At 72.1% G+C, this 22,221-nt stretch carries 19 protein-coding genes; 5 read left to right on the top strand and 14 right to left on the bottom strand.

Annotated elements, in window-relative coordinates:
* Positions 1-236: 236 nt before the first annotated feature.
* The 3 genes from WME98_RS43435 to WME98_RS43425 form a co-directional block, all read right to left on the bottom strand.
* The gene (locus tag WME98_RS43435) at positions 237-881 is read right to left on the bottom strand and encodes an ATP-dependent Clp protease proteolytic subunit (protein ID WP_061626654.1); all 645 of its coding nucleotides are present in this window, start codon (positions 879-881) and stop codon (positions 237-239) included.
* Between the two features lie 326 nt (positions 882-1,207).
* Positions 1,208-2,476 (bottom strand): trigger factor, encoded by a 1,269-nt coding sequence (gene tig, locus WME98_RS43430; protein ID WP_437338380.1) that lies wholly within the window; start codon positions 2,474-2,476, stop codon positions 1,208-1,210.
* A gap of 261 nt (positions 2,477-2,737) precedes the next feature.
* The gene (locus tag WME98_RS43425; protein ID WP_020735736.1) at positions 2,738-2,902 is read right to left on the bottom strand and encodes a hypothetical protein; all 165 of its coding nucleotides are present in this window, start codon (positions 2,900-2,902) and stop codon (positions 2,738-2,740) included.
* A 593-nt stretch (positions 2,903-3,495) separates the two neighbouring features.
* Between WME98_RS43425 and WME98_RS43420 the strand changes: the two genes are divergently transcribed.
* Both WME98_RS43420 and WME98_RS43415 read left to right on the top strand, forming a co-directional pair.
* The gene (locus WME98_RS43420) at positions 3,496-4,422 is read left to right on the top strand and encodes a ParA family protein (RefSeq protein WP_061626657.1); all 927 of its coding nucleotides are present in this window, start codon (positions 3,496-3,498) and stop codon (positions 4,420-4,422) included.
* On the top strand, positions 4,419-5,327 hold the full coding sequence (locus tag WME98_RS43415; RefSeq protein ID WP_437947509.1) for a ParB/RepB/Spo0J family partition protein: 909 nt from the start codon (positions 4,419-4,421) through the stop codon (positions 5,325-5,327). The genes WME98_RS43420 and WME98_RS43415 overlap by 4 nt, the downstream gene beginning before the upstream one ends.
* A gap of 80 nt (positions 5,328-5,407) precedes the next feature.
* On the opposite strand, the gene WME98_RS43410 is transcribed toward WME98_RS43415, so the two are convergent.
* Genes WME98_RS43410 through WME98_RS43395 form a run of 4 tightly spaced genes read right to left on the bottom strand, consistent with a single transcriptional unit; the run spans position 5,408 to position 10,458 of the window.
* On the bottom strand, positions 5,408-6,466 hold the full coding sequence (locus WME98_RS43410; RefSeq protein ID WP_437947508.1) for a tetratricopeptide repeat protein: 1,059 nt from the start codon (positions 6,464-6,466) through the stop codon (positions 5,408-5,410).
* Positions 6,463-9,303 carry a [protein-PII] uridylyltransferase gene (gene glnD / locus WME98_RS43405; RefSeq protein WP_437947507.1) on the bottom strand — a complete coding sequence of 947 codons (2,841 nt, stop codon included), beginning with the start codon at positions 9,301-9,303 and terminating at the stop codon, positions 6,463-6,465. The genes WME98_RS43410 and glnD overlap by 4 nt, the downstream gene beginning before the upstream one ends.
* Before the next feature lie 19 nt (positions 9,304-9,322).
* Positions 9,323-10,156: a CheR family methyltransferase gene (locus WME98_RS43400; protein ID WP_437947506.1), complete on the bottom strand. Its 834-nt coding sequence runs from the start codon at positions 10,154-10,156 to the stop codon at positions 9,323-9,325.
* Between the two features lie 14 nt (positions 10,157-10,170).
* Positions 10,171-10,458, bottom strand: coding sequence for a hypothetical protein (locus WME98_RS43395; RefSeq protein WP_020735730.1), 288 nt, complete (start codon positions 10,456-10,458; stop codon positions 10,171-10,173).
* Between the two features lie 111 nt (positions 10,459-10,569).
* On the opposite strand from WME98_RS43395, the gene WME98_RS43390 reads away from it, so the two are divergent.
* A complete protein-coding gene (locus WME98_RS43390; protein ID WP_437947505.1) occupies positions 10,570-11,493 on the top strand; it encodes an ABC transporter ATP-binding protein in 924 nt (307 codons plus the stop codon).
* Between the two features lie 55 nt (positions 11,494-11,548).
* Here WME98_RS43390 and WME98_RS43385 read toward each other — a convergent pair whose 3' ends face one another.
* Positions 11,549-13,123, bottom strand: a complete 1,575-nt coding sequence (locus WME98_RS43385; protein WP_437947504.1) for an AAA family ATPase — start codon at positions 13,121-13,123, stop codon at positions 11,549-11,551.
* Between the two features lie 87 nt (positions 13,124-13,210).
* Here WME98_RS43385 and crcB point away from each other — a divergent pair, with 87 nt between their 5' ends.
* Both crcB and WME98_RS43375 read left to right on the top strand, forming a co-directional pair.
* The gene (gene crcB / locus WME98_RS43380) at positions 13,211-13,594 is read left to right on the top strand and encodes a fluoride efflux transporter CrcB (RefSeq protein WP_437947503.1); all 384 of its coding nucleotides are present in this window, start codon (positions 13,211-13,213) and stop codon (positions 13,592-13,594) included.
* A gap of 60 nt (positions 13,595-13,654) precedes the next feature.
* Complete coding sequence (locus WME98_RS43375) at positions 13,655-13,981, top strand: hypothetical protein (protein WP_437947502.1); 327 nt, start codon at positions 13,655-13,657, stop codon at positions 13,979-13,981.
* A 42-nt stretch (positions 13,982-14,023) separates the two neighbouring features.
* On the opposite strand, the gene WME98_RS43370 is transcribed toward WME98_RS43375, so the two are convergent.
* The 6 genes from WME98_RS43370 to rpsB all read right to left on the bottom strand — a co-directional run bounded on the left by WME98_RS43370 (position 14,024) and on the right by rpsB (position 21,966).
* Complete coding sequence (locus WME98_RS43370) at positions 14,024-15,013, bottom strand: hypothetical protein (RefSeq protein WP_437947501.1); 990 nt, start codon at positions 15,011-15,013, stop codon at positions 14,024-14,026.
* Between the two features lie 476 nt (positions 15,014-15,489).
* The gene (locus tag WME98_RS43365; protein WP_437947500.1) at positions 15,490-17,511 is read right to left on the bottom strand and encodes a tetratricopeptide repeat protein; all 2,022 of its coding nucleotides are present in this window, start codon (positions 17,509-17,511) and stop codon (positions 15,490-15,492) included.
* Positions 17,508-18,872 (bottom strand): hypothetical protein, encoded by a 1,365-nt coding sequence (locus WME98_RS43360; RefSeq protein WP_437947499.1) that lies wholly within the window; start codon positions 18,870-18,872, stop codon positions 17,508-17,510. Before WME98_RS43360 ends, WME98_RS43365 begins: the two co-directional genes overlap by 4 nt.
* A gap of 45 nt (positions 18,873-18,917) precedes the next feature.
* Complete coding sequence (locus tag WME98_RS43355; protein WP_437947498.1) at positions 18,918-19,862, bottom strand: polysaccharide deacetylase family protein; 945 nt, start codon at positions 19,860-19,862, stop codon at positions 18,918-18,920.
* Between the two features lie 9 nt (positions 19,863-19,871).
* On the bottom strand, positions 19,872-20,822 hold the full coding sequence (tsf, locus tag WME98_RS43350) for a translation elongation factor Ts (protein ID WP_437947497.1): 951 nt from the start codon (positions 20,820-20,822) through the stop codon (positions 19,872-19,874).
* A 259-nt stretch (positions 20,823-21,081) separates the two neighbouring features.
* A complete protein-coding gene (gene rpsB, locus WME98_RS43345) occupies positions 21,082-21,966 on the bottom strand; it encodes a 30S ribosomal protein S2 (RefSeq protein ID WP_020735719.1) in 885 nt (294 codons plus the stop codon).
* Between the last annotated feature and the right edge of the window lie 255 nt (positions 21,967-22,221).

The following is a 22,221-nucleotide window of genomic DNA, read 5'->3' as shown; positions in this document are numbered from 1 at the left end:
CTCGGGAAAAGCAGCGGCTCGAGCGAGCGCAGCGCGGCGCGCTCGACCAGCACGTCGCGCTCGACCAGCGCGGCGCGCTCGCCGCCGCTCGCCCCGCCGCGCGCACGCGCGCCGCGCCCGGCGCGACGTGGCGGCGACGCGCGACACCGCCGCGCGCGGCGCGACGCCGCGGCCCGACGCGGCTCCGCGCCGGCCCTCCGCCAGAGCACGCCCGCCGGACGAGGGGGCGCGGGCACCTACTTGTTCCGCTTCGGGAAGACCTCGTCGATCAGGCCGTACTCCTTGGCCTGCGTCGCGCTCAGGTAGAAGTCGCGCTCGATGTCCTTCGCGAGCTCGTCCCGGTTCTTGCCGGTGGCGTCGACGAGGATGTCGATCAGCGTCTCCTTGATCTTCTTGATCTCGCGCGCCTGGATCTCGATGTCCGTCGCCTGGCCGCGCGCGCCGCCGAGCGGCTGGTGGATCATCATCCTCGCGTGCGGCAGCGCGAAGCGCCGGCCCTTGCGGCCCGCGCTGAGCAGCACGGCGCCCATCGACGCGGCCTGGCCGATGCACATCGTCGACACCGGGCAACGCACGTACTGCATCGTGTCGTACATCGCGAGGCCCGACGTCACCACGCCGCCCGGGCTGTTGATGTAGACCTGGATCTCCTTCTCGGGATCCTCGCTCTCAAGGAAGAGGAACTGCGCGATCACGGCGTTCGCGACGAAGTCGTCGATCTCCGTGCCGATGAAGACGATGCGGTCCTTGAGGAGGCGGCTGAAGATGTTCCACTCCCGCTCGCCGCGGTGGGTCACCTCCGTGACCGTCGGGAGGATGTAGGCCTTCTCGCGTTCGAGAAACTCGATGGCTTGGGTGCGGGTTTCGACTCGTCGGGTCATCCGGTGCTCCGGGGGGTTTCCTGCCGCGCGGCAGGGGTTCTACTCCTGGGCCAGACTGCGTCCGATCGCAAGACCGAACGCGCCCGAGGTTACCGGAAAATGGCGGCCGCCCGCTGCGGTCACGCACGGAACTCGCGCCGCCCGCGCCCGGCGCTGGCGCGCCGTTCGCTCGACGTGCGCTCGATTTTCGCTCAGCATTTCGCTCAGCGCGCGCTCGACCTACGGGGTGCGGCGCGATGAGGGCGCCGCGCGCGCCCTGTGCGCGGGCGCGGCGCGACCCGGACGAACCGCGCCGCCGGCGCCGAGCCGGCGGCGCGGCGCCGCGGCTAGCCCGCGTCGGTGACCTTCGCGGCGGCCTCGATGATGTCGAGGATCTTGTCCTCGAGGATCATCCCGGCGAAGAGCTCGCGCTTCTGCGGCTCGCGGTACTCCGCCTTGATCTTCGCCACGTTCTTGCCGGTCTGCTCGGCCAGCTCCTGGTAGCCCTTCTCGAGGTCGGCCTCGGTGATCTTGACCTCCTTCGCCTTCGCGATCTCGGCCATGACCAGCCCCGCGCGCACCTTCATCTCGGCGTCGAGCCGGACGCGGGCGCGGAACTCCGGCGTCGGATCGACGCGCTGACCCTGCCGGCGCGCCGTCGCGAGCAGCTCGCGCTCGGCGAGCTGCGCCTGCTGGTCGACGAGCGACGGCGGGACCGGGATCGGGTTCGCCTTGCAGAGCTCGACGACGAGCTGCTCGGCGACCGCGTCGCTCGCCCGCTGCGTCAGCTCCTTCTCGAGCTTCTTGCGGAGCGACTCGCGGAGCGCGGGGAGGCTCTCCTCGCCGCAGTCCTTCGCGAACTCGTCGTCGACCTCCGGGAAGATGCGCTCCCGCAGGTCCTTCAGCGTGATGTGGAAGACCGCCTGCTTGCCCCGCAGATCCGCGTTCGAGTGCTGCTCGGAGAACGTGACCGGGACGTCCTTCGCCTGGCCGGGCGTCATGCCGAGGAGCGCGTCCTCGATCTCCTTGAAGACCTGGCCGCTGCCGAGCTCGGTCTCGATCTCCTGCTCCTTCGTGTCGCGCAGGGCGCCGGCGACCTCCAGGGTGAAGGAGATCGTCGCCATGTCCCCCTTGGCGGCGGGGCGCTCCGGCTCCGGCGCCTGCAGCGTCGAGTGCTCGCGCCGGAGGGCGGTGATCTCGGCGTCGATCATCTCCTCCGACGGCGTCGTCGAGGGGCGCTTCACCTCGAAGCCCTCCCACTTCACCTCGGCGATGTCGGGCCGGACCTCGAAGCGGGCCTTGTAGGAGAACGCGTCGTCCGGGCGGAGCTCGGCGGGCGCGATCGCCGGCTGGGACAGGGGCTGCACCTGCTTGTCGGCGAGCGCCTGGTTCAGCGTGGCGTCGACGAGCCGCTGGGCGACATCGGCGTGGATGCGGCCGCCGTAGAGGTGCGCGAGCACCTGGCGCGGCGCCTTGCCAGGCCGGTAGCCCCGGACCCGGGCCGTCCGCTGGAGCGCCGTATAGGCCTTGTCGACCTCGCTCCGGACGCGGTCCGCGGGGACCTCCACCTGAAACTCCATCAGCACGGGAGAAAGCTTTTCGACGTTGACTTGCATGGCGTTTTTTTCGAAGGGCGGCACTCGTGCCACGCGCCGCCGGGGGGGTCAAGACGGCCGAAAGGACGCTGCTTTAAAAAAAAGGAGCCCCGGCGGAGAGGCGGCCGCCGGGGCTCGGGGATCCCGGGAGGGATCGTGCAAGCTGATGCGGAGCGAGAGGCTCGCGCCGGTGCGGACGCCGCTGCGGCGCTCGTGCGCAGCGGCGTCCGCACCGGCGCGAGCGCGGGGCCTGCGAGGCTGGCCCGCGCCGCGCGGCCGCGCTCAGTCGTCGTCCGAGACGTCGAAGGGGTCCTTCTCGAAGTCGAGCTCGGCGTCGAACGACGACTCCTCCTCGACGATGTCCTCGAGCGAGAAGCCCACGCGGTTCGGGCGGAGAATCTCCCGCTCGAACTCTGCAAAGTTCTGATACGACCTGGGAAGCGGCATCTGTCCTCCTCACATGTGCCGAGGCGACGTCGGGGCGTCGGTCTGCTCGGCGAAGCTGGGCACCACGTCCGTGAGATCCTGGGCGGTCAGCGCCGGCCCTCGACGCGCGTCGAGGGCGGACGGCGGCGCGAACCGAGCGTCGACCTGCGTTGAAGCGAAGGCGAAAGCACGAGGACCTGCGCAGGCGCGAGCAATGCAGGCTCGCGCCCGTCGCACCAGAACGCGCGGGCGAGGACCCGATCGACCGGGCCGGCGTCGCCGCAGGGCAACAGCGCCCCGTTGAGGCCGAAGCAGCGGCTCCGCCTCGAGGCTCGCCCGCGGGCCAGCGGCCCCGTCGTTCGTTTACCTACACCCACATCAAGCGACATGTGGGTCACTGTAGACGCCCCCGCCGTTCAGGCCAACAATCCGGCGAGCGAACGGTGAACCGGGCGTAAACGGGCGTGATCCGCGCGTGAACCGCGCGTGAGCCGGTCGTCAATCGGTCGTCAATCGGTCGTGAATCGCGCGCGGATGAGCGGCGGGGACGCGTGCATCTCTCGACGTGCCGATGGGGGTCGTGTAAGCAGCCGGGTCGGACGCGACACAGCACGATGCCACCGCCCAACCAGGGGGGCGCGCCCGGCAAGACCGGCTCCGCCTCCAAGCCTTCGCCTGTCGTCCTCGCCGTCGCCAACCAGAAGGGGGGCGTCGGCAAGACCACGACCTCGGTCAACCTGGCCGCGAGCTTCGCCGCGGCGGAGTGCCGGACCCTGCTCGTCGACTGCGATCCGCAGGGGAACGCGTCGAGCGGCGTCGGCGTGCGGCGGGGGAGCTTCGAGCTGTCGCTCTACGACGTGCTGATCGGGCGGGCGGCGCTGAAGGAGGCGACCGTCGCGACCGAGGTGCCGCTCCTCGACGTGGTGCCCGCGACGCAGGATCTCGTGGCGGCAGAGCTCGAGCTGGTCGACGCGGACGACCGCGCGACGCGGCTGCGCCAGGCGCTGCGCCCGCACCTCGACGGGTACGCGTTCGTCGTCCTCGACTGCCCGCCGTCGCTCGGGCTGCTCACGCTGAACGCGCTCACGGCGGCGCACCGGGTGCTCGTGCCGCTCCAGTGCGAGTACTACGCGCTCGAGGGGCTGACGCACCTCATGGCGACGATCGACCGGGTGCGCAACGCCTTCAACCCGGAGCTCACGGTCGAGGGCGTCGTCCTCACGATGTTCGACGGGCGCAACTCGCTCACCCACCAGGTGGCCGACGAGGTGAAGGCGCACTTCCGCGTGTTCGACGCGATCATCCCGCGCAACGTGAAGCTCAGCGAGGCGCCGTCGCACGGCAAGCCGGCGCTGCTCTACGACGCGCAGTCGAAGGGGGCGCAGGGCTACCTGAGCCTCGCGCGCGAGATCCTGGACGGCCCGCCCGCCGCCGCGGCCGATCCGAAGAAGCGGCAGCGCGGGGACGCGGAGGGGGAGCCGCAGGCCGAGGCCACGACCACCACCGGAGCGCGCGCGAGGGACGCACGACCGAGATCATGAATGCCGATCAGAAAGGGGCGCGGCGCGCGCTCGGACGGGGGCTCGACGCCCTGCTCCCGGCGGCGCCGCCGGCGACAGCGACGGCGGCCGAAGGGCGCAGCGTGTTCGTGTGCGCGATCGAGAAGATCGTGCCGCAGAAGGGGCAGCCGCGGCAGCACTTCGACGAGGCCGAGCTGGAGGAGCTCACCGGGAGCATCCGCGAGCACGGGCTCATCGAGCCGCTCATCGTCCGCAGGACGCAGGCCGGGAACGACAGCTTCGAGCTCATCGCCGGCGAGCGGCGGTGGCGCGCGGCGCAGCGCGCGGGGCTCCGGGAGGTGCTCGTCGTCGTCAAGGACGTCTCCCCCAAGGAGGCGTTCGAGCTGGCCCTCGTCGAGAACGTGCAGCGGGCCGACCTCAACCCGATCGAGATCGCCGAGGCGTTCGACCGGCTCCTGCGCGAGCACAGCTACACGCACCAGACGCTCGCGGAGCGCGTCGGCAAGGACCGCACGACGATCGTCAACTCGCTCCGGCTCCTCCGGCTGCCGCCGCGCATCCGCACCATGGTGATCTCGCGCGAGCTCAGCGAGGGCCACGCGCGCGCGCTGCTCGGGGCGCCGAGCGACAAGGTGATGGCCGACGTCGCCGAGCGGACCGTCCACGGCAAGCTCCCCGTCCGCAAGGTCGAGGCGCTGATCAAGGCGGCGAAGGAGAAGGAGAGCCGCGCCGCCGGGGACGGCGAGGATCCCGGCGAGAAGAAGCGCTCGGGGAAGTCGCCCGCGATCAAGGACCTGGAGGCGCGCCTCATGCGGCGGCTCGGGACCCGCGTCGAGGTGCGCGACGAGGGCGGCCGCGGCGAGCTCGGCATCACGTACGGCTCGCTCGACGAGCTCGACAGGATCATCGCGCTGCTCGGCGCGTGAGCCGCCGCGGGCGGGCGCGCGCTCGCCCCCGGCCGGCGAGCGGGATCGCCCCCGGCGGGCGGGCTCGCGCCGCGACCGCGCTACTTGATCCGGGCGCTGAGCTCCTTCACCTTGGCGCGGGCGCGCTTGCCGATCTCGGTGTCGCCGCCGTGCTTGCCTGCCTCGGTGAGCGCCGCGAGCGCGCTCTGCGGCCTGCGCTCGGCCAGGAACGACAGGCCGAGGTAGTAGTGCGCGGCCGCGAACTTCGGGTCCACCTTGATCGCGGCCTGGTAGTCCGCGCGCGCCCCCGGCTCGTCGCCGAGCTCGTGGCGGCACGTCCCGCGGCGCACGTGGAACTCCGCCTCCGGCTTCAGCTTGATGGCGCGGTCGAAGGCCGCCACGCAGTCGGCGTACGCCTTCGCCGGCCCGAGCATCCGCCCGATGGTCGCGATCGTCGCCACGTCGTCGCCGGTGGCGGCGAGCGCCTTCTTCAGCTCCGCCGCGGCCCGGTCGAGCTCCTTGGCCTCGAACAGCATCGCGCCGTAGGCGAAGCGCGTCGCGGCCGAGTCCTCGGCCTTGAGCGCCGCCTCGTAGTGCTTGCTGGCGTTCGCGACGTCGCGCTTCAGGCCGTACGCGTAGCCCAGGTTCTGGTGGAGCGCGGCGCGGCCCGGCGCCTGCTCGATCGCCTTCGTGAGCACCGCGATCGCCTCGTCCGGCCGCGCGGGCTCGTCCAGGTAGAGCGCCGCCAGGTTCAGCGCCGCGGCCTCCAGCTTGGGATCGCGCTCGAGCGCCTTCTTGTACGACGCCTCGGCGCCGGCGCGGTCGTTCGTCTTCTCGTGCGCGAGCCCGAGGTAGTAGTGCGCCTCGGCGTTGCCCGGCTCGTGCTCGATCGCCCGGAGGAGGTGCGGCTTCGCCTCCTCGTACCGCTCGTTCTTGATGTAGGCCACGCCCCGATCGAGCGCGCTCGTCGACGTCCCCTTCGAGGTCGCCGCGTCGCTGCCGTCCGGCGGATCGGCGAGCAGCGGATCCCCGAGCTGCTCGCGCGGGGCCTCCTGCGCTCCACCACACGAGACGGCGCACGCCGCGACCGCCACCACCGCCACGCCCCGGCGCGCGGCGGCCGCCGCCCGCGCCGCGCGTGAAAACCACCCCTTGTTCATCCGACACTCCCTTCGCCGTCCAGGCCCTGGAGCACCGCGTGCAGCCGCTCCTCGACCTCTTGCATCCGCTTGCCGTTCGCGATCTTCGTCCCGTCCGCCTCGCTCACATAGAACACGTCGGCCACGCGCGTCCCCTCCGTGTTGATCTTGGCGACCGAGATCGACAGGCCGAGCTGGTAGAGCGCGTCCGAGATCGCGAACAAGAGGCCCGGGCGATCGCGCGCGAGGACCTCGATCACCGTGTGGTGCGACGCGCGATCGTCGATGGAGATCTGCGTCTTGACCTTCGGCGTCGGGCGCTCGCGCAGGCCGCCGCCGCGGCGCTTCTTGGCGACGTCCGCGCCGGAGATCTGGCCCGAGAGCACCGCCTGGATGTCGGCCACGAGCTTCGGGATGGCGCGGGCCACCCCCCCTACCCCCTCGCCGCGGTCGCGCACCCAGAACAGGTCGACCGCCTGCAGGCGCACGCCCGCGGGCGGCGACGACCCGGTCCTCGCGCGGAGCGCGACGCCGTCGTCGTCGCACGCGCGCGAGTGGATCTGCGCGGCGTGCACCTCGAGGCGCGAGGACGCGAGCGCCGCCGTGATCGCCGCCAGCAGGCCGGGGCGATCGGGCGCGACCACGCACACCTCCGCGGCCTCCGGGTGGCGCGACGGCACCAGCGCGACCGAGACGCTGTTGCCGCTCGACTCCTGCTGCCGGGCGAGCTCGGCGTGCGCCGCGATGGCGGCGGGGCTGTTCGCGAGGAGGTAGCGCTCGGGCATCGACGCGAGGTAGCGCGCCAGGAAATCGCGCTGCGCGCGCCGCTCCGCCTCGTCCGCGGCCGGGAGGTCCTCGAGGGCGCCCACCGTGCCGCTGATCGCGCGCGCCATGCGCTGATCGTCGATCCCGAGCGGCCCGCTCTCCCCGCGCGCGCCGCGCAGGGCCGCGTCCGCCGAGAGGTAGAGCTCGTCGAGCATCCGCGCCTTCCACGACGTCATCGACGTGGGGCTCGTGGTCGAGATGTCGGCGACCGTGAGCAGGTAGAGATCGCGCAGCCCCTCGCGGCCGTGCACCTCCTGGCAGAACTCCGAGATGGTCGCCGGGTCGTCGAGGTCGCGCCGGGTCGCGATGAGGTACATCACGAGGTGCTTCAGCACGAGGTGGCACGCCTCGTCGATGTCCTCCGGCGGGAAGCCGAGCCGCTCCAGGATCTCGCGCGCCATCTCGGCGCCGCGCCGGCTGTGGTCCTTGCCCCCGATCGCCTTGCCCACGTCGTGCAGGAGCGTGGCGAAGAACAGCATCGTCGGCCGCGTCGCCTCGGCGGCGAGCCGGCACGCGAGCCCGAACTCGCCCGCGAGCTCGCCGCGCACGAGCGCCGCCAGCCGATCGACCGCGGCGACCGAGTGCACGTCGACCGTGTACACGTGGTAGACGTCGTGGTGGACGCGCCCGACGACCGGCGAGAACTCGGGGATCATCGCGAGCAGGAGGCCGAGGTCGTGCAGCTCGCGGACGACCGAGCCGCTCTGGAGCGCCGTCTCCTTGCACGTGGCCACGAGGGTCCGGAACAACGCGGCGGCCTCGGGGCTCTCGCGGAGCGCCGCGCAGAACGCCGCGTCGCCGGCGGCGCGGACGATCGCCCCGCGCGCGTAGGGCAAGAGCGGGACGCCGCGCTCGACGGCCGCGGCGACCAGCCGCAGCGCGATCGGCGGGTCGGTCCGGAGCAGATCCGGATCGCTCATCGTGATGCAGCCGTCGAACAGGCGGATGCCGCCGCCGAGGTCCTCGTCGCGGCGGCGGCGCCGCGTGAGCGTCGGCGTGGCGCGCGAGACGATCATGTCGAGGGCGCGCGAGATGGTCCGGGCGCTCCGGTAGTAATCGCTCATCATCCGCTCGATCGCCTCGGGCGACACCGAGGGCTCGTCGGGCGGCGGCGCGGCCTTCCGGGCGGCCTCGGCCGCCTCGTTGTAGCCGAGCACGCCGGCGACGAGCTCCTGCTCGTCGAACGTCAGCCGGTCGGTCCGCCGGCCGGAGTGGGCGTGGAGGAGGTTGCGGATGCGCCAGAGCATCTCGGCGGCGCCCTGGATCTCCTCCGCCTCGCGGGCGACGAGCGCGCCGAAGCGGACCAGCGCGGCGAACTCGCCGACGCCGTAGCGCGCCTTCGCCGCCCAGCGGGCGACGTCGAGGTCGCGCAGCCCGCCGGCGCCGTTCTTCACGTCCGGCTCCAGGAGGTAGACCGAGCCGCCGAAGCGCTCGTGGCGCTGCGCGATCTCCTTGCCGAGCCGCTCGATGAAGCGGGGCAGCTCCGAGTGCGCGAAGAGGCCCGCGGCGGCGCGCTGCCACAGCGACTCGGAGAGCGACGCGTCGCCGACGACGTGCCGCCAGTCGAGCAGGCTCGTCGCGGTGGGCAGGTCCTCGCGCGCGCCCTCGACGAGGTCGTCGATGGTGACGACCTGGTGCCCCACGGTGACCCCCATGTCCCAGAGCGGGTAGAGCAGCGCGTCCGCGATGGCGCTGGCGCGCTGGGCGTCGCGGGCGAGGATGCGCACGTCGAGGTCGCTCCGCAGCGCGACGGCGCCGCGGCCGTAGCCGCCGACCCCGGCGATCGCGACCGCGTCCCACGCGGCGCGGCTCGGGGCGCCGGACTCGCGCAAGAGGTGGAAGAGGCGCGTCAGGAGATCGTCGAGCAGGCGCGCGTGGCGCCGGCCGAGGGCGACCCCGAGCGCGGAGGGATCCGCGGCCGGCGTGGAGCCGCTCGGCACGGCGCGGTCGAGCCCGGCGCGCTCGCGCGCGTAGGCGGCGCGGAGCTCGGCGAGCCCGCTGGGCCTGGACGTGGGGGAGAGATCGACGCTCATGCGGAGGGCTTTCGCTTTCTCAGGCGCCCGGGGCGCGGAAGGCGGTGACGTGGGCGTTCACCCGGACGGGGGTGAGGCCGGCGCCGCAGAGGCGCGGCGCCTCGCTCGCGGCGGAGAAGAGGAGCCCGCCGGGGCCGAGCTCGGCGGCGAGGCGGCGGGCCACCGCGTCGCCCGCGGGCTCTGCGAGGTACAGGAGGACGTTCTTGAAGAAGATGATCTGGAAGCCGCCGCTCGGCACGGCGTGGACCAGATCGCAGACCTCGAAGGAGACGACCTCACGGAGCTTCTGGGAGACGTGGAGCGCGCCGCCCTTCTGCTCACAATAGCGCTGAAGCAGGGCCGGCGGGAGCTGGTCGGCGGCCTCGGCCGAGTAGACGGCCTCGCGCGCCGCGTCGATGGCCGGGGCGGCGCGGTCGACCCCGAGCACGCTGAAGCGGCGGCCGGCGCTGGCGAGGACCATCCCGAGGGTATAGGCCTCCTCGCCGGTGCTGCAGCCGGCCGAGAGGCCGGCGATCGGGACGTCGGGCGGGATCTTCGGCAGCACCGCGGTGGCGATGGCCTCCCAGATGATCGGATCGCGGTAGAACCGCGTCTCGCCGACGCGGAGCGCGCTGACGATGTCCTCGACCGCCTTCCTGTCCTCGTGCAGGCGCTCGGCGGCCGCGAACGGGGACACGCCGTGCCGCGCGGCCACGCCGCTCAGCACGGCGAGGACCCGCTCGCGGACCCACCCCGGGGCGGCGAGGCTGCGGCCCAGGCCGAACCTGCGCTCGAGCTCGGCGAGCGCGAGGTCGACGGCCCGCTCGGCGGAGCGCGCCGCAGGACCTCCTCCCGCTCTCGGCGATCTGGCCATCGGGGGCGCCGCGGTCAGCCGAGGAAGCCGGCCTTCCTGGCCTGGGCTCCCTTGCCGCCGCCGTCGAGGGCGATGGCGAACACGTCCTTCAGCGCGAGCACGAAGGTCTCGCCCTTGGTGCTGCGCGCCTTGAGGAGCCCGCCCACGCTGAGGACCGCGTCGATCTTGGTCACCGGGAGCGACACGCCCTCGTGGGCGGCGTAGAGCGTGAGCACGCGCCCTTCCGGGAGCTCGGCCCAGCCGTCCTTGTCCGTCTTGGCCTCGGCCGTGTCGAGGGCTGCTTTGAGGATGTCGTCGGTCATGAGCAACGTTTCCGCCCCGCGCCCGGCCGCGTCAAGCGCGTGCTGTCCCTTACTGGATTGAACGGCGATCGGGGTCGTACGGGACCTCGTCCGTGGTACCGTAGTGCGCCGATGTGGAGAAGGCCTCCCAGCCAGCCCCCTCAGGACGGGGCCGCCTCCGGGGCGCAGCCGGGGGGCGCGATGCCGCCGGGGTGGGAGCCTGGGGACCACCTCTTCGTCGACGACATCAAGAAGTCGTTCGGGCCGACGAAGGTGCTGCACGGCATCACCATGCACCTCAGGCGGACCGAGACCGCGGTGATCATCGGCGGGTCCGGCGCGGGCAAGACCACGCTGCTCCGGCTGCTCATCGGCCTGGAGCGGCCGACCACCGGGCACATCTGGGTCGACGGCGTCGATATGGGCGCGCTCGGCGACTACGAGATGAACCGGATGCGCCAGCGGTTCGGGATGGTGTTCCAGTACGCGGCGCTGCTCGACTCGCTCACGATCTTCGACAACGTGGCGTTCCCGCTGCGCGAGCACCGGAAGCACATGTCGAAGCGGGACATCCGCGACAAGGTCGTGGGGATGCTGAACTCGCTCGGCCTGGAGAACAAGGAGGACCGGATGCCGTCGGAGCTGTCCGGCGGGCAGCGCAAGCGCGTGGGCCTGGCGCGCGCGCTGATGCTCGAGCCCGAGATCCTCATCTACGACGAGCCGACGAGCGGGCTCGATCCGCTGACGAGCCGGATGGTCGACGATCTGATCGAGGAGACGCGGGCGCGCTTCAAGGTGACGAGCGTGGTGATCTCGCACGACATGGCGAGCACGTTCCGCATCGCGCACCAGGCGTTCCTCGTGATCCAGGGGCGGGTGGTCGCGTCGGGGACGCCGGACGAGCTGGCGTCGGGCGACAACGAGCAGGCGCGCCAGTTCATCGCGGCGGCGGGGGTGGCGCCGGAGAAGGTGTCGCGGGTGAACCGGCCGGCGCTCGCGGACAGCACGAACGACGACGGCGGGCAGGTGATCGAGTTCCGGAAGGCGGCGGAGTAGAGGGCGGATCGCGGCGCGGGGGCGCCGCTCCAGGCGGAGCACCGCGGCGCGGCTACTACAGGCGAAGCACGGCGGCGCGGCGGCCGCGGGGCGTCGTCGCTTCGGAGAACCGGGGTGCGCTCCGGGCGAGCCGGCCGCGGGCGTCGAAGATGACGAGCGTCCCGCGCCTCCGCCGCAGGCGCGAAAGGTACTCGTCGAGCTGGGCGAGGCCCTCGCGGAGCGGGTCCTTCTGGCCCTTGCGCCACACCTTGAGCTCGAGCGCGCGCCGCTGGACGGCCCGGGAGCCGTCGGGCTTGCGGTAGGGGAAGCGGACGAGCAGATCGATGCGCCCCCGGCCGACGCCGTACTCGCGATCGATGAAGCCGCCGCCATTCACCGCGCGCTGCAGGAAGGCCATGAGGACGAGCTGGGGGGCGACCTCGGGGTACGGCATCCCGGAGGCGAGCACCTCGCCGTGCTCGTGCCAGAACGCGGCGAACGCGTGAAGCAGGCGCCGGAAGGCGAGGCGGCCGTCGGGCAGCAGGAAGCGCTCGGGCGGGGCGTCGATCCGCTCCTCGGCCGATGACGAGAGGACGCGGGCGATCACCTCGCGGTAGATGGGGTTCGCCACGCGCAGCGGCTTGCCCTGGGCCACGAGGCCGAGATCGCGGACGTAGGAGGCGTCGTCGTCGTAGGTGTCGCCGCCGCCCTCGTACGTTCCCGCCAGCATGGGCTCGAGCACGCGGCGGACGCGCGGCTCGGCGAGCTTGCTGACGAGCGAGTCGAGATGGGTGGTGCGCTCCAGGATGAGGCGCTCCTTGGCCTGCTCGACGTGCGCCCGCGTGATGGCCTCGCTGGGCGGAACGGCCAGCTTCTCGACGATCTCGCGGCCGAGCGCGTTGACCAGCCAGGGCTGGCCGGCGGTGAGCTCGAAGGCCCGGGCGAGCGCCGCATCGAGGAAGACCTGGCCGGTGTCCTCGGTGTGCTGGGCATAGAGCGCGCGGAGCTCTTCCTCGGAGAAGTCTCCGAGCCGTAAGGACTCGAGCTTGATGTTGAACGGGCTGGCGGTGCCGAGGCGCTCGGGATCGCCGCCGCTCGCGACCTTGTAATCGCGCACGTCGCGCAGGCAGCAGAGGATGACCGAGGCGGCAAAGTGATCGGGACGGCTGGGGAAGCCGGCGCGGAGCTGGCGCAGGATGCTGAGGAGGCCCTGGCCGCGCAGGGAGTCGATCTCGTCGAAGATGAGGACGAGCGGGCGCGGGCAGGCGCGCGCCCAGGCGGTGAGCGCCGCGGAGAGGAGGCCCTCGTCGCCCTCGAGCGAGAACGGCGGCGGCTGGAGCTCGGGCGGCAGCGCGATCTGGGCCGCGCGCGCGAGCTCGCGCAGGACGGCGCGCTGGGCGGAGCCGTAGTCGTCGCCCGCGGCGCTGCCCTCCTCGCAGGAGAAGAGGACGGCGGCGTGGCGGCCCGAGGCGGTGAGCCGCTCGGCGACGGCGCGGAGGGCGGTGGTCTTGCCGGTCTGCCGGGGGGCGTGGACGACGAAGTAGCCCATCTGCTCGACGAGGCCGGGGACCTCGGGCAGCCGGCTTTCGGCCGGGATCATGTAGTGCAGATCGGGGCGACAGGGGCCGGTCGTGTTGAAGCGGCGCTTCACCCGCCGAGCCTTGGGCCAGCGGCCGGGAAGAAGCAAGGGAGCACCCGCCGATACGACGGGCGCGACGGGCGCGATAAAGTGACGCGAATGGAGCGGTGGTTCTGGATCGGGCTCGGCGGCGCGGCGGGAACGCTGGCCCGTTACGCGCTGTCGATGTGGTGCGAGGGGCGCTTCGGCGCCGGCTTCCCGTACGGGACGCTCGCCGTCAACGTGCTCGGGTCGTTCTTGCTCGGCGCGATCGGCGAGGTCGCCGCGACGACGGAGCTCCTGTCGCCGACGCTCCGGCTCGGCCTGAGCACCGGCGTCATGGGCGGCTTCACGACGTATTCGAGCTTCAACAACGAGACGATCCGACTCATCCACTACAAGTCGTTGGCGGCGGGGCTCGTCAACATCGCGATCACGCTGGTCGGCTGCCTGCTCGCCGGCGTCCTCGGGATGATCGTCGCGAGGCGGCTCGTGGCGAGCTAGGGCGGTGGTGGCAGGCGGTCGCCTGCGGCTTGGCCGGGCGCCAGGTTCTACTACGATCTCGTGGTCATCTCCCTCAACGAGGCGGCTCGCCGGGAGCTGGAGGCAATGATGAAAGGCTACGAGTACCAGAGCGATTTCGCCAGGAAGTACATCGCGCTGGGTCGCGACGAGGGTCGCGACGAGGGCCGCGACGAGGGCCGCGACGAGGGCCGCGTCGAGGCGACGGCGCGCAGCGTGCTCACCGTGCTCCGAGTCCGCGGCATCGACGTGCCGGACGCCGTGCGCGAGCGCGTCATGGCCCAGAAGGATCCGGAGGTCCTGGAGCGCTGGCTCGAGCGGGCTGCCGCCGCCGCTTCGCTGGCCGAGGTGCTCGACGAGCCCAGCTGAGCTGGGCGCGGCGCACGGCGCTCCTGGTCCTGAGAGCGAGGATCAGCCGTCGGCGCCGAGGATCGGCGTCGTCTCTTCGGTCACCGGCACCGGGGGCGCGTCGCCCTGCGCTCCGCTTCCGGCGGGCGGGGGCTTCTGTCCCGGAGGCGGGGCCTTCTTGCCGGCGCTGCCGGAGCGGGCCTCGAACATCCAGGCGGCCTTGTTCAGCTCGGGAACGAGGATGGTTCCATCGACCCGGCGCGCCGCCCTGAAGGCGCGGAGGATCTTCTCGATCACGATCGCGACCCGCCCGTCCTGCAGATCGAGCGCCCGCTGCGTCACCCGGCGCCCGGCGGCGACCTGGACGCTCGCAACCCCGCGCACCCGCTGCGCCGTGGCCCTGAGCGAGGCCGCGCAGTCGGCGCCGACCCCGTAGTCCTCGAGGAGCTGCGCGTCCTGCGCCGGATCGGCCCGCCGGGTCTCCTCGATAAAGCTCGCGAGCGCCTCCAGGCCCTTGGCGAGGCTCTCCGGGGAATCCGCGCGCCCCACCACGGCGTCGACCCGCGCCATGCGGCGCGCGCCGAGCGCGTTGCGCAGGCCGTCGTAGCAGAGGTCGCGCTCGCCGATGCCATCGCGCATCGCGCTCCGCCCCTGCACCTCGAGCGCAGCCCGCGCGCCGGCCGCCTCGGTCGCCTCGGCGTCGTGCGCCCGCTTCATCGCCTGGAGCCGGCCCGCCTCGGCGACGAGCAGCGGCAAGAGCGCGTCGGGCATGCGCACCTTGGCGCGCTGCGATCCGGAGAGCGAGCCCAGGATCCGCCGCGCGGAGGCGACGAAATGCGGGGCGTCATCGATGAGGCTCTGCGAATCGATGCGCGTGCCCTCCGCGACGAGGTCCTCCTCGGGGATGCCGGCGTACGTCCGCGCGGCGAACGCGCCGTCGGCGGGGCCGAGCTCGCGCGCGAGCGCGTCGAGGGTGACGGTGGTGGGTGAAACGATGGGTGCCTCGGCCGGCGAGGTCGCCGGCGCGGGCTTTTTGGTCTTGGAAGTGGCCATGGGAGGAAAGGCTACGGGGGAGCGTCAACGAAGGGGAAGCGGGCACCTCCACGGGGCAAGATCGCGTCGCGGCGATCCGGTCCGGCGGGGTGCACCGCGCCGGCAGGGACGCGCAAGGCGGACGGCGAGGGGCGCGCGCGGCGGGCGCAGCGCGAACACGACGCCGGGTGGACGTCGCCACGACGGCGGGCGGCGCGCGCAAGACCGGCGGACAGCGGCGCGCAAGCCCGGTCAAACAAGCGCACCGCGGGCTGAGGCGCGCGCGCGGCGCGGCACGATGCGCGCACAGGCGGCTCGAACGCGCGCACAGCGCGGAGGTGTCGCGAGGAAGCCCTCTCGTACCGCGCACCAAAAAGCCCGGGAGCGCGCGCGCGACGCGTTGAAACGCGCACACAACGCACCGCGTCGAGCAAGCGTCGTCTCCTGACCTCCCGAGCGGCGACAGTCGGTCCGCGGGCCGCGGCCCATGGTGAAACTCAGAGAGAGCGCTCTGCAGTGTGGAGGAGCAGCACCAATTCGTCCCAAACGGGGACGTCGAGGTTACCGAGGGGTTGGGCGAGCGCCACGGCTCGCTGCGCGGCGGCTCGGGCGTTCCCGCCGTCGACACTCAGGAGGCGCTGAGCGAACTCGAGGTGTGCCGCTGCCGCGAGCACGCGGCTCACATGATCCTCTGCGGTATCGCCGAGGAGACGTTCCGCTTGGCCGATGAGGGAGCGCGCCGTCGCGAGGGCTCGATCGCCTTCCGGTTGGAACATGGTCCAGAGAAGCTCGACGGCCACGCCCGCGCGCATGCGCGATCGAAGGTCCAGGCCGGAGCGCCCCCATTCGGCGATAGAAACGAGCGCGCGCTCGAACCACGCCGAGGCGCCTCCACGATCGCCCAACACCGCGGCGAGGATGCCGGAAATACATGCATAGAAGGCATCTGCGCGTGAGCCGGCTTCCGGCTCGATCTGTCGGGACGGGAGCATCGGTGCATCCCTCGGACGCGCGAGAAGCCTCGACGCACGCTCGTAGTTCCCGCGAGCGATCTCGACGAGCGCCAGGGCAGCGCCGCAGCGGTCGGCGAGGCTCTCGTGCGCCTCCGGCCAAGACTCGCGCGGCTCGGCCGAAGCCTGTTCGAGACGGCGGAGCGCCGCATCGAGATCGCCAGCGAGGAGATCGAGATCCGTGGCCAAAATCAGGGCGACGGGATCAAGGTCGGTCCCTTGGACGCGCTTCCTTGCAGAACTCGGGAGGGATCTAGGACGGAGCAGCTCGGAGAGCTCCGCCCTGGCCGCCGTCACCTGGCCCCGCTCCGCGAGCCGAAGAACGAGCGATCGATCCCGCTCGACCGATGGCGAGCTCACGGCCAAAATCGCTCGATCGAGTCGTTCGGCGTCCGCGAGGTGCCCAAGGCACCACTGCACGAGCGCGTTGGCCCGCAGCGCACGAGCTCGCACATCAGGTGACAAGCGTGCGTCGATTGCATCTCCGCGGCGTTCGAAGCCAATCAGCAGCAGCGCGCGGGCCCCGTGGTCGACGGCCTCGGCAGCTCGACCTTGCGCGGCAAGCGAGATGCAAAGCGCCGAAAGCGCGCGGACCGTCTGCTCCGCGTCGTGGCCATCGTCGCTCTCGAGCAGCTCCGAGAAGAGCTCCTCGGCGGCGTTGAATCGTCGCTCGGCGAGCGCGGACTCGGCGAGGCGCAGCTTGCGTTGCGCGACGACCGACGGCTCGGCTCCTTCCGACGCGCTCTGACCGTAGGACGTCCGAGGGATGAGCTCGGGCGACGCGGCCGCCGAGAGGAGATCTTCGACCCAGGGCCGAACAACGAGATCGCCGCCGAAGAGCGCGAGTGGCGAGGCGGCGAAAAGCAGACGCAGCCCCTCGTAAAGGAGCGTCCCACCGATCGCTGATACCCTCGCCACGGGGAAGCCGGCCGTGCGGCCAGAGGACACAACAGACCTCGATCCCCTATAGAGAACATCCAGATCGAGGAGCTCCAAGAGCGATCCGCGCGCGCTCGCGTCCTCATCGATGACGTACTCACCGCTCCGGATCGACCATACATCCGGCGCTGCGGCCGCGAACACGGGCGCGAGCGCGGCCGGCAGCATCACCACGACCTCGCCGCGGGGCGGGCGCATGAGGTTGCGCTTCTCGTTCCACAGCGAGAAGAAGCGTGCCCACGCTGCCGTGTCCACATTCGCCGCGTGTGACGCGTCGATGATGTGGATCGCACCGCAAAGCTCCTCCGGCGGGTCGAGGAGCGGGAGCAAGATGCGGTCCGAGAGCTCGCCGTCAGTGAGCGGAGTGTCCTCTGCTCGCCCGCTGTACGGCTCCAGGAGAACGAATTCCATCTCGTCACGCCCGAGCCGCGGGAGCTCGAAGAAGAGCTGCGCGATCAGCCCGGCCGCCGCCCGGGGGCTCGCGCAGCGTGCGACGTAGAGGTGGAACCGCCGCGAGAGCGCGAGCGCCCGGATCAGCCGCGAGCGCTCCCCGCCCGCGGCGCCGGTCATGCGCCCTTCTCCGCCGCGGCGTCCTTCGCGTCGGGGAAGGGCCCCGCGAGCTCCTGCATCCCGGCCACCGACGGGTGGAGGTCGACCCACTCGTCGTCGTTGAGGTAACGCAGGATCACGTTGTTCTGGAGCAGGTGGTCGGCGGCCTCGCGCTCCTGTTCGTTGCTGGTGATGAGCTGCTTCGTGCGGTTCACCGTGGCGAGCCACGGGATCGCGCCGCTGTCGTAGACGATGCTCCGGTAGCCGTTCCCCGCGCGGCGCAGCTCCCGCTCGAGCGTCTCCCTGTCGACGGGGAACGTCTCGAGCTCGAGCAGCGTCTGGAGCAGCCGGACGATCTCCCGCGGGTAGCCGCCCGACCACAGCGCGATGGCGCGGAGCCGGTCGCGGAGCGCCGATTCGCCGAAGATCTCCCGGAGCGCGTCGTCGTCGATGCGCCGCTTCACGAGCTCGGTGATGACCTCGACCCCCTCGGGGTGAAGCCTGCCCTCGATATCCCGCACCTTGATCATGGGCAGGAACGCCACGGGCGGCTCCACCATGCGGCGCGCGAGCGCCGGCGGGACCGTGTAGAGCACGTGCACCGGCAGCTGGAGGTACGGCGCGCCGGTCGAGAAGATGCGCTCGGCGCTCTCGAGCACCGGCTTCCAGGTGAGGCTCGTGCCCCGCAGCTTCTCGAGCGAGTCGAAGAGGATCGCGATGCCGGAACGCCCGAGCTTGCGCGCCCGCCAGTCGAGCTCCCGGACCTCGTCGTGCACGAACCGGACGAAGGTGGACAGGTGCCTGGCGACGATCTCGCGGACCCGGTGGCGGACGGTCGGGTTGGTCTTGAGGTTGAGCTCGACGCCCGCCTTCGCCCCCGCCTCCACGCCCGCGGTGAGCTTTCCGATCTCCACGTCGGTCCGCGAGAGCCACGCCCAGAGCCGCCGGTGAGGGCCGTCCGTCAATGCGCTCGTCGCGTCGCCGCCCTCCGCCGCCAGGACGGCACGCTCGGCGTGGAGCAGCACGAGCGCGAGCACGTCCGAGATGTCGATCTCGACCGTGAGATCCAGGACATCGTCGGCGTCGATCAGGACCGTGAGGAGGTTGCGCCGCTTCGGATCGGAGAGCCTCGCCTCGAGCCGCTGGATCTCGGTGCTCTTCCCCGTGCCGCGGAGGCCGGTGAAGAGCTGGCAGACCGGCGTCCTGGAGAGCTCGATCTGGCGCGCGAGCTTGTTCGTCCAGTGCGCCCCGCGGACGCCGCGGACGTCGATGTCCACGTTGCGCTCATCCCCCGGCGACAGCGGCTCGTCGGGGTTGCAGCGGTTGTAGAGCTCCTGGAGGCGCTCGAACTCCATCGCCGGGAAGGTACCCGACGGCACCATGCACGTCAGGGAATTCGCGCCGCCGGCCGACGCCGCCCCCCCGGGTCACTCCACGAGCCCGCGCTCCTCGGCCGCCTCGTCCAGCCGCACGAACCTCGCTCCACCCCGCGCGGTCTCCTCGACGAACGCCCCCAGCGCCTCCATCCGCCTGCCGAGCGGCCCCCGGAGCTCCGGCTGGTACGCCGCGAGCGCCTCGAGGCCGTCCCCCCGGTCGAGGAAGTCCATCCCGTGCAGCTCCAGGTTGACGAGCGCCTCCCCGGCGCAGGCGCGCGCCAAGAGCCTCGCCCCCGTGGCGCCCGCGAGCCCCACGCTCGTCCCGATCACCGGCAGCCGCACCCCCGGCGTCACCTGGATCGGCAGCTCGACGAAGCGCCGCCCGCCGTGCCGGTACCACGGCCGCCCGGGCCGGTACGGCCGCCGCGGCGCCGCGAGCACCCGCGGGGTGTCCAGGATCGCCGCCGATCCCCTCCCCCCCGCGCGCTGCACCCCCATCGCGAGCGCCTTCGCCGCGTAATAGGGCGGGCACGGGAACACCGAGGAGTCGAACGCGACCCCGACCGCGTCGAGCGCGTCGAACAGCGCGTCGCTCACCGTGTACCCCGGCGCGCGGAAGCCCGTGGGCCGCCGGCCGACCGCCTCCGCGATCGCCTCGGCGCCCAAGAGGACGTCGGCCGCGATCGCGGGGCGCGGGAGCCGCGAGAGGTCGTACCGATGCGTGTACGAGTGGTTCTCGACCGCGTGGCCCGCGTCGCTCAGCGCGCGCAAGGCCGCCGCGCTCGCGGGGCGCGCGAGATCGCGGCCGATCGCGAACAGCGTGACCGGGATGCCGTGGGACGCGGCGAAGGCCGCGATGCGCGGCAGCGCCGTGTCATAGACGGCGCTCGGCGAGACCGCCGCCCCGGAACGCTCCGGGACGGCGAGCCCGTGAATGGCGAAGTAGTTCGGGACCTCGTCGAGATCGATCGAGACAGCGGCGAGGCGCCCCCCCATCGGACCGCGTCAGCTCGCGGCCATCTTCGCCACCTCGGCGGCGAAGTCGTCCTCTTTCTTGGCGATGCCCTCGCCGCGCTCGTACCGCACGAAGCGCGTGAGCTTGACCTCGCCGCCGGCCGCCTTCGCCGCCGCCTCGCGCAGCTTGTCGATCGTCTGGCCCGACACGCCGCGCGACGCCGCCTCGACCGACTCCTGCTCGATCAGCGCGACCTCCGAGAACCACTTGTTGAACTTGCCCTCGATGATCTTCGGCCACGCCGCCTCCGGCTTCGGCTTCGGATCCTCGCGGAGCTGCGCCTCGAAGATCTCCTTCTGCTTCGCCTTCAGCTCCTCCGAGACCTCCTCGCGACGGAGGACCAGCGGGCTCATCGCGGCCGCCTGCATCGCCGTGTCCTCGACGAACTTCTGGACCTCGGGGTGCTCCGCCACCGCCTGGCTCGCGGTCTCGACCGCCACGAGCACGCCGATCTTGCCGCCGAGGTGCACGTAGGCGTGCGCGACGCCGTGCTTGCCCTCGGGGACCGACACCCGATCCCACCGCCGCACCGCGATCTTCTCGCCGATGCGCGCCGTCAGCTCCGTCGCGACGTCGGCGACCGGCTTGCCGCCGATCGAGAGCTGCGCGACGTCCGCGCCGTCCGCCGCCTTCTCGGCCGCGGCGAGCACGTCGCCGACGAACTGCCGGAACGCGTCGTTGCGGGCGGCGAAGTCGGTCTGGATGTTGACCTCGACCATCGTCGCGCTCCGCCGATCGGCCGCGACCACCGCGCGAACCTCGCCCTCGGTGGCGGACGCACCGGCCCGCTTGGCGCTCTTCGCGAGACCCTTCTTCAGGATGATCTCGACCGCCTTCTCCATGTCGCCCTCGGCCTCCGTGAGGGCGCTCTTGCAGTCGCTCATCCCCGCCTGGGTACGCTCACGAAGCTCCTTGATCGCCTGCGCATTGATGCCGGCCATGGCTCTTTCTCCTTCAACCTAGATAGGAAGAGGCCGCGCCGAGCGGCCCCTCTTCATCGCACTTCAGACTGGTAACCACGAGGGCCCGCGCGACGAGCCGCCGGACCGAAGAGGCACAGAGGGCGCAGAGGCGTGAAATTTTCATTTCTGTCCCCGCGCCCTCCGCGCTCCCGCGGTCCCCACCGCTCCGGGCGGGAGGCGACGTTGGTCACCCCGCCGCCCGAGCGCCGGGCCGCTCTCCGATGCGGCTCGCGCCGCGCTACGACGCCTGCTGCTGGCGCGGACCGCCGCGGCCGCCGCGGCCGCCCTGGTAGACGTTGATCTCGTCGCGCTGGCCGCGGCCGCCGGCCGGGGGCTGCGAGCCGTGCGCGCCCTCGCCGTGATCCTTACGGCGCTGCGCGCCCTCGACGCACGCGTCCGCGACGCGCGCCGTGATCAGCCGGATCGAGCGGATGGCGTCGTCGTTGCCAGGGATCACGAAGTCGACGAGATCCGGGTCGCAGTTCGTGTCCGTGATGGCCACGACCGGGACGTTCAGCTTGCGCGCCTCGCTGATCGCGATCGACTCCTGGTGCGGATCGATCACGAAGATCGCCGCCGGCAGGCCGCCCATGCCCTTGAGGCCGCCGAGGTACTTCTCGAGCCGCTCGCGCTCCTTCTCGAGGCGGACGACCTCCTTCTTGAGCAGCTGCTCGTAGGTGCCGTCCTCCTTCATGCGCTCGAGGGTGCGGAGGCGATCGAGGCCCTGCTTGATCGTCCGGAAGTTCGTCAGCGTGCCGCCGAGCCAGCGGTTTGTGACGAAGTACATGCCCGACCGGCGGGCCTCCTCCTGCACGATGTCCTGCGCCTGGCGCTTCGTGCCGACGAACAGCACGTGGCCGCCGCGGCCGACGGCGTCGGTCAGGAAGTCGTACGCGCGCTTGAAGAGCCGCGTCGTCTGGTCGAGATCGATGATGTGGATGCCGTTGCGCGCGCCGTAGATGAACGGCCGCATCTTCGGGTTCCAGCGCTTGGTCTGGTGGCCGAAGTGCACGCCCGCGTCGAGCAGCGAGCGGAGCGGGAGCGGGAAATCCCCCGGCTGGGGGGCAACGGCCTGCATGGTGTCGGCCGCCGGGGCGGATGCGGAGATGCTCGTATCGGTCACGGCTGTGTCCTTTCGGTTGGTCCGCCGCTCCCCCTCCCGCCGCCAACCCCACGCGCGGACAGGAGCGTCCGAGCCGATGGGGCACCGGGCCGCGGAATGCCGTGGGTGCCAGGAGAGCGTGTGGATTTCGTCGCAGCGACGGCGAGGATTCGACCGCCGCTGTCCCCCTCGTCACGAGACCGTGAGAAGGGGGCGGTTTGCTACCCCGATGCGCCGCGCTTGTCAAGCGGAGGCGGCCGTGAGCACGGGGCCGAT

The sequence above is a fragment of the Sorangium sp. So ce296 genome (assembly GCF_051529605.1).
Taxonomy (GTDB): domain Bacteria; phylum Myxococcota_A; class Polyangia; order Polyangiales; family Polyangiaceae; genus Sorangium; species Sorangium cellulosum_D.
The sequence above is the reverse complement of the archived record's forward strand: the minus strand, read 5'-3'. Positions and strand labels throughout refer to the sequence as shown.